Source organism: Arthrobacter crystallopoietes (assembly GCF_017603825.1).
In the GTDB taxonomy this organism is placed as follows: domain Bacteria; phylum Actinomycetota; class Actinomycetes; order Actinomycetales; family Micrococcaceae; genus Crystallibacter; species Crystallibacter crystallopoietes_B.
The window spans coordinates 525,325-537,339 of record NZ_CP072014.1 but is presented as its reverse complement, the minus strand read 5'-3'; the positions used below and the strand labels follow the sequence as shown (position 1 = coordinate 537,339).

The 12,015-nt window shown below is 65.4% G+C and carries 13 protein-coding genes; 4 read left to right on the top strand and 9 right to left on the bottom strand.

Annotated elements, in window-relative coordinates; genetic code table 11:
* Positions 1-63 precede the first annotated feature (63 nt).
* From J5251_RS02590 to J5251_RS02580, 3 genes are all read right to left on the bottom strand, one after another.
* Positions 64-291 (bottom strand): heavy-metal-associated domain-containing protein, encoded by a 228-nt coding sequence (locus J5251_RS02590; RefSeq protein ID WP_139005497.1) that lies wholly within the window; start codon positions 289-291, stop codon positions 64-66.
* 33 nt (positions 292-324) lie between these two features.
* A complete protein-coding gene (locus J5251_RS02585; protein ID WP_244250766.1) occupies positions 325-690 on the bottom strand; it encodes a metal-sensitive transcriptional regulator in 366 nt (121 codons plus the stop codon).
* A 247-nt stretch (positions 691-937) separates the two neighbouring features.
* Positions 938-2,440, bottom strand: coding sequence for an MFS transporter (locus J5251_RS02580; RefSeq protein WP_208575077.1), 1,503 nt, complete (start codon positions 2,438-2,440; stop codon positions 938-940).
* A gap of 87 nt (positions 2,441-2,527) precedes the next feature.
* Between J5251_RS02580 and J5251_RS02575 the strand changes: the two genes are divergently transcribed.
* Positions 2,528-3,067: a TetR/AcrR family transcriptional regulator gene (locus tag J5251_RS02575; protein WP_208575076.1), complete on the top strand. Its 540-nt coding sequence runs from the start codon at positions 2,528-2,530 to the stop codon at positions 3,065-3,067.
* Between the two features lie 45 nt (positions 3,068-3,112).
* Here J5251_RS02575 and trxB read toward each other — a convergent pair whose 3' ends face one another.
* Positions 3,113-4,087 (bottom strand): thioredoxin-disulfide reductase, encoded by a 975-nt coding sequence (trxB, locus tag J5251_RS02570; RefSeq protein WP_432264410.1) that lies wholly within the window; start codon positions 4,085-4,087, stop codon positions 3,113-3,115.
* A 32-nt stretch (positions 4,088-4,119) separates the two neighbouring features.
* A complete protein-coding gene (locus tag J5251_RS02565) occupies positions 4,120-4,554 on the bottom strand; it encodes a low molecular weight phosphatase family protein (RefSeq protein WP_139006946.1) in 435 nt (144 codons plus the stop codon).
* A 204-nt stretch (positions 4,555-4,758) separates the two neighbouring features.
* Between J5251_RS02565 and J5251_RS02560 the strand changes: the two genes are divergently transcribed.
* Positions 4,759-5,181, top strand: a complete 423-nt coding sequence (locus J5251_RS02560) for a low molecular weight phosphatase family protein (RefSeq protein ID WP_139006947.1) — start codon at positions 4,759-4,761, stop codon at positions 5,179-5,181.
* Positions 5,182-5,194: 13 nt separating this feature from the next.
* Here the strand turns inward: J5251_RS02560 and J5251_RS02555 are convergent, their stop codons facing one another.
* The 4 genes from J5251_RS02555 to J5251_RS02540 all read right to left on the bottom strand — a co-directional run bounded on the left by J5251_RS02555 (position 5,195) and on the right by J5251_RS02540 (position 10,522).
* Positions 5,195-5,641 (bottom strand): VOC family protein, encoded by a 447-nt coding sequence (locus J5251_RS02555; RefSeq protein WP_139006948.1) that lies wholly within the window; start codon positions 5,639-5,641, stop codon positions 5,195-5,197.
* Between the two features lie 165 nt (positions 5,642-5,806).
* Positions 5,807-6,613: a xanthine dehydrogenase accessory protein XdhC gene (xdhC, locus tag J5251_RS02550; RefSeq protein ID WP_139006949.1), complete on the bottom strand. Its 807-nt coding sequence runs from the start codon at positions 6,611-6,613 to the stop codon at positions 5,807-5,809.
* 1 nt (position 6,614) lies between these two features.
* The gene (gene xdhB, locus J5251_RS02545) at positions 6,615-9,020 is read right to left on the bottom strand and encodes a xanthine dehydrogenase molybdopterin binding subunit (RefSeq protein ID WP_139006950.1); all 2,406 of its coding nucleotides are present in this window, start codon (positions 9,018-9,020) and stop codon (positions 6,615-6,617) included.
* The gene (locus J5251_RS02540; protein ID WP_139006951.1) at positions 9,017-10,522 is read right to left on the bottom strand and encodes a xanthine dehydrogenase small subunit; all 1,506 of its coding nucleotides are present in this window, start codon (positions 10,520-10,522) and stop codon (positions 9,017-9,019) included. Before J5251_RS02540 ends, xdhB begins: the two co-directional genes overlap by 4 nt.
* A 619-nt stretch (positions 10,523-11,141) precedes the next feature.
* On the opposite strand from J5251_RS02540, the gene J5251_RS02535 reads away from it, so the two are divergent.
* Positions 11,142-11,705: a DoxX family membrane protein gene (locus tag J5251_RS02535; protein WP_205676862.1), complete on the top strand. Its 564-nt coding sequence runs from the start codon at positions 11,142-11,144 to the stop codon at positions 11,703-11,705.
* A gap of 91 nt (positions 11,706-11,796) precedes the next feature.
* Positions 11,797-12,000 (top strand): hypothetical protein, encoded by a 204-nt coding sequence (locus J5251_RS02530; protein ID WP_139006952.1) that lies wholly within the window; start codon positions 11,797-11,799, stop codon positions 11,998-12,000.
* Positions 12,001-12,015 lie beyond the last annotated feature (15 nt).

Genomic DNA, 12,015 nt, shown 5'->3' with positions numbered 1-12,015 from the left:
CTTCTTCCCCTTCGATTGTCAAAGGCGGGCCGTTCGCTTGACGCTGGGCCCGCCGTCGTACTCTTACGCGTCTGCTGCCACGACCAGGTAACCCGCTTCGGCTACGGCTTCGCCGATCTGTTCCGGATCCAGGGCATCGGTGGAGTTGACGGTCGCGGTGGAAATGCCGCCCTTGTTCAGCTCGATGGCCACATCCTGCACGCCCTTGATGGCCTTGAGTTCTTCGGTGACTGCGTCAATGCAGTGGCCGCAGGTCATGCCGTCAATGCTGACTTTGGTGATGGTGCTCATGGTTCCTCCTGTTGGAATTGATTCTGTTCTGGCCTAGCGCAGCAGCCGGCCGATAGCGTCCGAGGCTTCCTTGACCTTGTCCTGGACGATCGCTGGGTCTCCGGCGGCTTCGGAGTCCTTCGCGGCGCCGACGACGCAGTGCGCGATGTGGTCCTCGAGCAGGCCGATGCTGACGGCGTGCAGGGCCTTGTTGACTGCGGACACCTGCGTGAGGATGTCGATGCAGTACTTGTCCTCGTCCACCATGCGGGCGATACCCCGGACCTGGCCCTCGATCCGCTTGAGCCTGCGCAGGTAGGCCGCCTTGTCGGTGGTGTAGGCGTGCCCGATGTGCTCGTCGGCTGCGAGGGCATCCTCAAGGACCGACGGCTCGGCCGCGGGAAGTTCTGTGTGGCTCATGGCGTTCCTTCCGTGGATTACTAGGTTCAATGTATACCCCTTGGGGGTATGAATCAAGGGCGTGTGGCCGACGCCTCAGCACTGGAGATTCAGTGCGATGTCGGAGTGTGACTTCTCGCCGCCGGGCCTCGTCACGGCGGGAACGTGCCTTAAACGCGAGAACGTCCCTTACTCCCGGGTGTCGGGCAGGTAAGGGACGTTCTCGCGGCGGAATGCTGGTCCGGGCCAGAGGATTCGGACCCAGGACTCAGGACTGGGTGTCGCGCAAGGTGCGGAAGGCCAGCCAGGCCGCGGCAACCATCAGCACGGAGGCGATTCCGGCCGTGACCGTGACACCGCTGTCGAAGGCGTGGAAAGCCGACTCCAGGAGCGGGTCCGCCGTCCTGCCGGGAAGTTCGGCGGCAGTGTTGATGGCGCCGCCCAATGTTTCGCTCGCGATGGTCTGTTGCGACGCCGTGAGGTTCGCGGGCAGGTCGATGTTCTGCCGGTAGGCCGCCACCAGGATGCTGCCGAGTACCGCGGTGCCGAAGACCGAGCCCACTTCGTAGGCCGTTTCGGAAACCGCCGACGCGGCACCGGCCTTGGCCGCCGGAACGCTGGAGAGGATCAGGTCGTTGGAGAGCGTCTCCGAAGCTCCCACTCCCGCGCCAAGTACCGCAAAGGCCAGCATGAGGTTTCCGGCCGAAGCGCCGGGGGTTGCGGCCACCATCCAGTAGGCCGTTGCAGAAAGCAGCAGCGCGGCTGACACCACCAGATGCGGGCGGATCCGGCGCACCAGCGGCACCGCCAGCAGGCCGGCAGTGATGGTGATCGCCAGACCGGGCAGCAGTACCAGCCCGGCATCGAGCGGGCTCAGCCCGAGGACCAGCTGCAGGTGCTGGGACACGAAGTACAGGAAGCCGACCAGCGAGAACACCGCCAGCAGGTTGACCAGTACCGCACCGGTGAAGGGCCGGACCGTGAAAAGCCGTACGTCCAGCATCGGCTGGGAGCGGCGGAGCTGGCGCCGGGTGAACAGCCAGCCGGCAGTCACTCCGAGCACGGCAATGCCCAGGGTGGCCATGAGGTTGCCGCCGTTGGCGAGGTTCTTGATGGCGTAGACCACCGGCAGCATCGTTGCGATGGAGAGGAAAATGCTCCAAATATCGACGGCGCCCGGTGCCGGATCCTTGGATTCCGGCACGAAAAGCGGGGTCAGGATCAGCATCAGCACCAGCACCGGAACGGCCAGCAGGAACACGGATCCCCACCAGAAGTGTTCCAGCAGCAGTCCGCCCAGGATCGGGCCCAGCGCGGCGCCGGCGGAGAAGCCGGCGGCCCAGACCGCGATGGCCAGACGGCGCTGTCCGCGGTCGGTGAAGATGTTGCGGATCAGGGAGAGCGTGGCCGGCATCAGCATGGCACCGAAGACGCCCAGGCCGGCACGCGCGGCCACCAGTACCTCGGCGCTTGGTGCGAAGGCTGCGAGCGCCGAGAAGACGGCAAAGCCCACGGCGCCCGTGATGAGCATGCGCCGGCGGCCGAACCGGTCGCCCAAGCTCCCCATGGCGACCAGCAGGCCGGCGAGAACCAGGGGATAGATGTCGATGATCCAGAGCAGGGTAGTCCCGCTGGTGTTGAACTCCAGCGAGATGGCAGGCAGGGCAAAGCTCAGCACCGTATTGTCCACGGCGACCAGCAGTACCGGCAGCATGAGTGCTGCCAGAGCGGTCCATTCTTTCCGGCCGGCACGTTGGGTGATGGTGAGCATAGTGCACCTCCTGAAAATTGCGGGGACGCATTTACTGTACCGGCTGGACGGTTTAGTGGCAAGCGGATCGAAAGCTAGGATGGATGGATGGCCAGCGCAAAAGACCGGATCCTCGACAGCTTTGAAGACATCCTCATCAAGGAGGGCGAACGGGCGGCCACTATGGATGCCGTTGCGGCGGCGGCAGGGGTGTCCAAGGGAGGGCTGCTCTACCACTTCCCCTCCAAGGAGGCCATGGTAGAAGGGCTCTGCGAACGGCTCGCGGCGCTGACAGCGGAGGATGCGGAGAAGATCGGCAAGGCGCCCGAAGGAGCGGCCCGCTACTACGTGCGCACTTCTTTATATGTGGACTCGCCGCTGGACCGGGCCATCGTCGCCGTGGCCCGCTTGGTGCAGCAGGGGCATCCCGCGGCCGCCCAGACCTTTGCCCGTATCGAGGGGCTTTGGCTGGATGCGCTGGAGAAGGCCCTCGGCAGCAGGCCGGTTGCACAGGCCATCAAGCTGATGGGGGACGGACTCTATTACAGCGCTACCTTTTTCTCCGGGGCTAGCCAGCCCGCCAAAGTTACCGAAGCAGAATTGGAAGCGCTGCTGGAGCAGGTAGACGCACTGGTGGAGCGCATCTAAGGCTGAGCGGACTACCGGCCGGCCGGAATCGACCCGGCGCGGGCGTCAGGCATGCGTTTCTTCTTCCACCAAAGCGGTGGCGATACTGTCCGAATCTTCCAGTGCGGCGAGGTAGCGTTCGGCGTCGAGCGCGGCAGCGCAGCCGGTGCCCGCGGCGGTGATGGCCTGCCGGTAGCGGTGGTCCACGGCGTCGCCGCACGCGAAGACGCCCCGCTGGCTGGTCACGGTGGTGGGGGAGTCCACCTTGATATAGCCCTCCGCATCCAGATCGATCTGGCCCTTGACCAGTTCGGTCCGCGGCAGGTGACCGATGGCCACGAAGATCCCGGTGGCGGCCAGTTGGCGCGTCGCCCCGGTAACAGTGTCCGTCAGCGTCACGCCGGAGACCTTGCCGTTGCCGTGGATGGCGGAAACGGTGCTGTTCCATTCGAAGCGGATCTTCTCGTTGTCCCGCGCCCGCTGCGCCATGATCTTCGATGCCCGCAGCGCATCCCTACGTACGACGACGGTGACGGACTTTCCGAAGCGGGTCAGGAAGAGTGCTTCCTCCATGGCCGAATCCCCGCCGCCGACGACGATGATGTCCTGGTTTCGGAAGAAGAACCCGTCGCAGGTGGCGCACCAGGAGACGCCGTGGCCGGAGAACTTCTTTTCCTCCGGCAGCCCGAGTTCCTTGTAGGCGGAGCCGGTGGCCAGGATGACCGCCGGCGCCTGGTAGACGTTCTCGCCGGCGGTGACCACTTCTTTAAGGTGGCCTTCAAGCGAGACGGAGGAGACGTCGTCGTACTCAATGGTCGCGCCGAACTTCTCCGCCTGCTGCTGCAGGCTCTCCATCAGCTCCGGACCCTGGATACCCTCGGGAAAGCCCGGAAAATTCTCCACATCCGTCGTGTTCATCAGCGCGCCGCCCGCGGTGACGGCGCCGGCAATTACGCGCGGTTCCAGCCCGGCCCGCGCGGCGTAGATCGCTGCCGTGTAGCCCGCGGGACCGGAACCGATAATGATGATCTTCTCGCTCATGATGTTTCTCCTTCAGGTGCCGTCGCCGCGGGCTAGCTGGCGTCCGGGTGCAGCGCGGGGAGCAGGCCGGAAACCAGGCTCTGGACGCGTGCCTTGATGTCATCGCGCAGGACGCGGGCGGCCCCAACGTCCTTGCCTGCAGGGTCCCTCAGCTCCCAGTCCTCGTACTTCCGGCCGGGGATGACCGGAACATCGACGCCGCCGCCCAAGGTGATGACCATATTGGCGTCATGGAGCTGCTCCGTGGTGAGCTGCCTGGTGGTGCGGCCGGAAATGTCGATTCCGTCCTCCGCCATGGCTTCCACTACCGCCGGATTGACCTCTTTTGCCGGCCGTGAACCGGCGGACCGGACATCGATGGCGCCTCTGGACAGGTGCTCCAGATAGGCGGCGGCCATTTGCGAGCGGCCCGCGTTGTGGACGCAGACGAAGAGGACGGTGGGCTTGTGGCTGTTGGTCTCGGTCATGGCGGGTCCTTTGCTTCTGCCGGCAGTGCCTCTAGTGGGTGAAGAAACGTTCCGGCGCGGGCTGTATAGACCAGTGCAACAAGAACCGCGGCTAGTATCAAGAGCCTTCGCCTTCCCGGCAGGCGCGAAGACCCTCCCGGCAGCCGATCTGCGCATAATGGACTCCACGCCCTTCTTCGGAACCAGCCAGCAGAAAGCGACCTCATGACCCCGCAGCCAGGTAAGCCCAGCGTCCTCTTTGTCTGCTCCTCCAACAGCGGCAAGTCCCCGATGGCCGCCGGCTTGCTGGAAAAACTCGCCAACGGCACGGTGGATGTGCACTCCTGCGGCACCAATCCCGGGACCGCGGTCAACCAGGAATCGGCCGAGGCGCTGCTCGAGAAGGGCATCGACATCAGCGGCGGCACGCCTACGGCGGTGACCGAAGAAGCGCAGCGGGCGGCCGACGTCGTCGTTATCTTGGGCAGCAACGCGCAGCTGGAGGAGGTGCCGGGCACGCGCTACGAGCGCTGGGAGATCAGCGAACCGAGCCTGCGCGACATCCACGGCATGGAACGGATGCGCTTGGTGCGCGACGAGATCGACGCCCGTGTGCACCGGCTCTACGAAGAACTCGTCGGCGAGTAACGATCTCGGGCAATCAGGCCTGCGCGGCCCCGGCATCTTGATGCTCGTGCTCGTCCACGGACTCTTGGGACATCCAGAGCAGTTCCCAAACGTGGCCGTCGGGGTCGGCGATGGAGGCGCCGTACATGCCGGGCATGCTTTCCTTGGCTGGCAGGTAGACGCTGCCGCCGCTGGCCTGCGCCTTGCCCACCAGGTCATCGACTTCTTCGACCGACGAGGCGGTGAGGCAGTTCAGGACTTCCTTCGCGGAGGAGCCCAGATGCGGGGTGCTGCCCTCGGCAAGGAAGCCTGCGAAGAAGTCCTGCTTCAAAAGCATGACAAAAATGGTGTCGGAGATGACGATGCAGGAGCCCTCATCCGAACTGAAGTCCGGGTTCAGGGTGAAGCCCAGGCCGAGGTAGAAGTCCGTAGCCTTCTGCAGGTCGGAGACGGGGAGGTTGGCGAAAATCATGCGGTCCATGGCAGATCCTTATCAAGTGGAATGAACGAGTAGAGGAACTTGTGGAGCTGATCGCGTGCAAAGCGCACAGTGTTCACCTTAAATGAGCCGGATACCTCGGTCCATAGTTCGCCGCCCGGAAATGCCGACAGGCCTCAGGGGGGGATATGCGCGGAACGCGAGCTGTCAGATGGCCAGGTGCTTCGACAGGGCCGGGAGCAGGCTGGCGGCTGCGCTGACGGCGATGGCGGCCGGTTCTTTACCGGGGAGGCCGGGCAGCCCGATCGGGCAACTGATGGTGTCGATGGCCTCGGAGCTGTGACCTTCTGCCTGCAGTTTCTGGCGGAACCTGGACCACTTGGCCGAGGATCCGATGAGGCCGACTGAGCCGAGGTTGCCCCTGCGCAGCGCGGCGTCGCACAGCAGGAAGTCTTCGGCATGGTCGTGGGTCATGATGAACACGTGGGACCCCGGCGGCAGTCCTGCCAAAGTGGTATCCGGAACAGCGCTGTGCTTGGGCTGGACTTCGGCCGGTCCCGCCAGGATGTCGGCGAGGTGCGCCGGATTAAGCTGGTCGGCCCTGTTGTCCACAAGGTGCAGTTGGATCGGCAGCCGGGAAAGGATCCGGGCCAGTTCATGGCCTACGTGCCCCATGCCGAAGATGGCAACGGTGGCGCGGGCAGGAAACGGCTCGAGCAGAACACTGACTACTCCTCCGCAGCACTGCTGCCCATGCTCGGTGACGGCATGTTCATTGAGCGGGAACGGCAGGCATTCCGGGACCGTGCTTCCTGACCGGAGCAGCGCGCGTGCCCGGTCGATGACCGTTGCCTCGAGGTTGCCGCCCCCGATGCTGCCCCAGGTGGACTCGGCGCCGACCAGCATCTTTGCCCCCGCCTCCCGCGGGGCATGGCCCCGCGCCTCGGTGACCGTAGCCAAGACGCTTGGCAGGCCAGCCGAGCGCAGATCCTGCAGCGCCTGCAGCCAGTCCATCTCAGCCTGCTGCGGTACTAACAGATGAAGGCGCGGATTCGTCCCCTGCCCGGGCCCCGCCGTCGTAAGCCTTCGAGGTTGTCTCCCGCGCTGACTGGATCGCCCAGAAGACCGCCTCGGGGGTTGCCGGGCTGGCCAATTCGACGGGCTGGTCCCCGGCACCGAACGCAGCCACGGCCTGGCGCAGGGCCTCCCTGACGCTGAAGGCAAGCATGAGCGGCGGTTCACCCACCGCTTTGGAACCATAGACGACGCCGCTTTCGGTGGCCTGCTCGAAGAGATGGACGTTGAACTCCTCGGGCATCTCGGAGAAGCTGGGCAGCTTGTAGGTGCTGGCGGACTGGGTCGCCAGACGCCCCCGGTGCTCGCCGTCGGACTCGTCCCAGCGCAGTTCCTCAAGCGTCAGCCATCCGGCGCCCTGGACGAAGCCACCCTCGATCTGGCCGAGGTCGATGAGCGGGGAGAGGCTGTCGCCGACATCGTGGACAATGTCCGTCCGCAGCTGGCGGTACGCGCCGGTGAACCCGTCCACCTCCACCTCGGAAACGGCTGCCCCGTAGGCGAAGTACTTGAACGGCTCCCCTTGCATGCGGGCGCTGTCCCAGTGCAATCCCGAGGTGCGGTAGTAACCGGCCGCCCAAAGCGGAATCCGCTGGAAGTAAGCGTCGTTGGCCAGATCGGCGAAGGCAATGTCCCTGTCGTGGAAGCCGATGCCGGTCACTTTCCCGTTGGCGAACCGGACGTCATCGGGGTGGATGTTCATCTTGCGGGCCGCCACCTCGGCCAGCCGTGCGCTGATATGCTCGCAGGCGTCCTTGATGGCCCCGCCGTTCAGGTCCGCTCCTGAGCTGGCCGCCGTGGCCGACGTGTTCGGCACCTTGTCCGTGCGGGTGGGGGCCAGACGGATGAAATCCAGCGGAACGCCCAAGGCAGTGGCAGCGACCTGGCACATTTTGGTGTGCAGGCCCTGGCCCATTTCCGTGCCGCCGTGATTGATCAGGACGGAGCCGTCCTTATATACGTGCACGAGCGCGCCGGCTTGGTTGAAGGCCGTGAGGTTGAACGAGATGCCGAACTTCACCGGAGTGATGGCGAGGGCACGCCGGTTATGCGGGTGCGCGGCGTTGAAGGCGTCGATATCTGCCCGCCGGCGCACGACGTCGGCACGTTCCAGCAGGGTTTGCCAGATGTTGTGCAGCCGCTCGGCATGGCGGACCGGCTGGCCGTACGGCGTGGTCTGCCCGGGAACGTAGAGGTTGCGCTGCCGCAGTTCGCCCGGGTCGAGCCCCAGTGCCGGGGCGGCTCTGCCCATGACCTCCTCGATGAGGAACATGCCCTGCGGGCCGCCGAAGCCGCGGAACGCCGTCTGGGACGTCTTGTTGGTCTTCGCGATCCGGCCATCAACGTGCACGTTAGGGATCCAGTAGGAATTGTCCACGTGGCACAACGCACGGGTCAGGACTGGCTCCGAAAGATCAAGGCTCCACCCGCCGTCGCTGGTCAGCGTAGCCTTCAGCGCCTGGATGCGGCCATCCTGGTCGAAGCCGGCCTCCCACCTGGCGTGGAACGGGTGGCGCTTGCCCGTCATCGTGATGTCCTGGGTGCGGTTAAGGCGCAGGCGCACCGGCCGGCCGGTGAGAACGGCGCCCAGCGCGGCGACCGCGCCGAAGCCGTGGGGCTGCATTTCCTTGCCGCCGAAGCCGCCGCCCATGCGCAGGCACTGGACGGTGACATCGTGGTTGTGCCGGCCCAACACGTGCGCCACGATTTCCTGTGTCTCCGACGGATGCTGCGTGCTGCTGTGGACAAAGATCTGCCCGCCCTCATCGAGGTACGCGAACGATGCGTGGGTCTCCAGATAAAAGTGCTCCTGGCCGCCGTACTCGATCTCGCCGGAAAACCGGTGCGCAGATCCCTGCAGAGCCGCGTCGGCGTCGCCCCTGCTGAGGGTCGGCTGGAGGCCCTGGAAGCTCTCCGCCTCGATGGCTTCCGTGAGCGTCAGCAGCGAGGGGAGCGGGTCGTAGCTAACTTCGACGGCCTCCGCGCCCAGCCGCGCGGCCTCGGGTGTTTCGCCAAGCACCCAGCAGATGGCATGGCCGTAGTACATGACCTCGGTGGGAAAAAGCGGCTCGTCGTGCTTGGTGCCGGCGTCGTTAACGCCGGGAACGTCCGCTCCGGTCAGCACCCGGACTACTCCCGGGACCTGCAGCGCCGGTTCGGTTCGCAAGGAGGTTACGACGGCGTGGGCATGGGGTGCCTGGACGGGCCAGGCATGCAGCACATTCTGGCGGCCCACGATGAGGTCGTCGGTGTAGAGGGCGGTACCCGTGACATGCAGTGCGGCGGATTCGTGCGGCACCGACACGCCAACGACGGGATTGACCGGGCGGTCGGCAAGGGATTTCATCGGGCTACCTCCACAGCGGATGCCGTTTCCGCATAAAACTTGAGCAACGCCTGTCCGAGCATGGCCGAACGATACTTGGCGCTCGCCCTGAAATCGTCGATCGGAGTGCCTTCAGCGGACATGACGGCGGCGGCAGCCTCGGCCGTTTCACCTGTCCACGGCTGGCCCGCCAGCGCCTGCTCCGTGCTGGTTGCCCGGATCGGCGTGGCCGCTACGCCCCCGACCCCTATCCGAACGGAGGAGACGGTGCCGCCGTCGAGCTGCATGGCGAAAGCGACGGCGACACTCGAAATGTCGTCAAAACGGCGCTTGGCGATCTTGTAAAAGGCGGTGTTTTCCGCCAGCGGCAGCGGGATCCGCACCTCGCGCAGGAGCTCGCCGGATTTCCTGACGCTCTGGCGGTACCCGGTGAAGTATTCAGCCAGTGCGACTTCCCGCTCACCGCCTGCGGAGGCCAGCACGACCGACGCGTTCAGGGCCAGCAGCGCTGGCGCCGAATCACCGATCGGCGATCCTGTCGCGAGGTTGCCGCCCAGGCTTGCCGTATTGCGGATCAGCGGAGAGGCGAACTGGGGGAAGAGCTGGCTCAGCAACGGGACGCGCCCCGAGAGCCCGCGATCGATCTCGCTGAGGCTCAGGGCCGCCCCGATGGTGATCCGGTCGCTGCCGACCTCCAGCGTCCGCAGCGGTTCGAGCCGGTCGATGGCAAGGGTCAGCGGCGGCCGCGTGTGCCGCAGGTTCACCTCCACTCCGAGGTCCGTGGCGCCGGCGACCAGCTTGGCTTCCGGATTCTGCTCGAGCAGGTCGAAGAGCTCTTCCATGGCTGCAGGCCGGACGAAGCGGGCGCCGTCGACAATTTTTTCCGTGGGTTGAGCGGCAGGTGCGGGGCCACCCTGCCGGACAAGCAGCGGGTCGGATCCATCGGGGGAGCCGAGCGCGTACGCGGCGTCCCGGATGGGCCGGTAGCCGGTGCAGCGGCACAGATTGCCGCTCAGGGCGTGCAGGTCGAAGCCGTTGGGTCCGCTTTCATGGTCGGTCGCATGCTCCTCGCCGGCCACCGCGGTCCCGGTCTGCACCGCGGCACCGGAGCGGGCAGCATCCCGCTCGGGGCGGTAGTACTCGGCGGCCATGGAGCAGATGAACCCCGGCGTGCAGTAGCCGCATTGCGCTCCGCCGCGGTCCGCCATCTCCCGTTGAACGGGGTGCAGGGCCTCCTCGGAGCAAGGCCCCGGTGCGGTACCGAGGCCCTCTGCAGTCACGATTTCCTGGCCGTCGAACGCCAAGGCAGGAGGCAGGCACGCGTTGATTGAGGTCCAGCGGCTTCGGTCGGCCCCGTTGGGGCGGGCGACGAGGATGGCACACGCACCGCACTCACCCTCGGCGCACCCTTCCTTCGCCCCGGTCAACCCCTCTGTTCTCAACCAGTCGAGCAGCCGGGTGTGCGGACCGGCCCCGCCGCAATCGCGCAGTTGGCCGTTGACCGTTATCTGGCTATCGCCCATGCCTCAATCTCCTCAGCGCCCTCGTTAGACGTGCTTGAGAATCATCCTGTGACTCACACCATACTGCGCCATGCGTAGGTGTAAACCCAAGAACGACGGCGGATCCACCCTTCCGCCGTGATCGCCACCACCGGGTGCGTTGCGCGAAAGGGGCGGCCGCGGCCAGCAAGCTTTGTCGTCGTCGAGCGCCTGAAAGAGTCTTTGGAACGGGGGGCTTCTTGTATGACCTTGGTCACGGGGAGGGTGTCGCGGCTGCGACCCGGAAGCGCGACCCGCGCGGCCCTTTGCTGCCATTGAGTTTTTCGTTTAAGCGGGAGTGTCGCCAGCGGCAGGTCAATGTGGCGCGTGTCACGCAATCACACCGAAGGGGCGCAAATATACGTCACAGAAGATTTGCCTCATGGAAATTCCCGACGGTACGGTACCAAACTAACCAGCCCGAGAAGGAGTCGCCGTGACTTCTCCTGGACGGATCGACCGGCACTGCGCCGGGATCTTCGGCTGGCAGGGGCTCCCGGCAACGCGCAAGACAGTGCGTGAACGCGCAGGACAGTGCGAACCGGTCAGATAGACAGCCCCGCCACAGACCACTTTTCCCACTCCCCAGGAGAAAACACCCATGTCAACCATGCAGGAAACACCTCCCACGATGACGGCGTCGACTTCCACGGCCGACCCCGTACAGCTGCGCCAGGCCGCGCTCCCGCGGCGTGCCCGTCCGCTGGCGATACTGCGGATCCTGCTGGGGTCGGTCTTTCTCTGGGCCTTCTTCGATAAGACCTTCGGCCTGGGTTTCGCCACAGCACCCGAGAAGGCCTGGCTCGCGGGCGGCTCGCCCACTGCAGGCTACTTAGGCAGCGTGGAAGGTTCGTTCGCAGGACTGTTCCAGTCGCTGGCTGGCGCGCCGGTCGTGGACTGGGCCTTCATGCTTGGCCTGCTGGCCGTTGGTACGGCACTGGTTCTTGGCATCGCGCTCCGTGCAGCCGCTGTCGGCGGCACCGCCCTCATGATCCTGATGTGGCTGTCTTCGCTGCCGCTCAAGTCCAATCCGGTCATCGACGAGCACATCGTCTACGCGGCGGCAATGATCGTCCTGGCCGCAACACACGCCGGCAACACGTTTGGCCTGGGCCGCCAGTGGTCAGCCCTGACCTCGTCCCCGGCCCTGCGCTGGTTGCGCTAACTACATCCTTCAGTAGCTCGTTCCCGGGATGACCTTGTACCCGTCGCTGTCCGCACTTACGGTGGAACCAGACGACAACGGAGGGCCTGAGATGACTGAGAAGAGCATTGAACAATGGTGGCCGGAGCTGCATACGGCAACCAAACAATGGTTCCGGCAGAACTTGCGGGCCGAGAGCATTGAGTCGGATGTCGCCCTCGAGGTTTATGACGCGGGCGGCCCGGATCTTAAAGACACAACGCTCGCGCAGAAGGACTGGGACTTCATTGAGACGCAGTCCGAATTCGTAGACTAGGACGGCAGACTGACG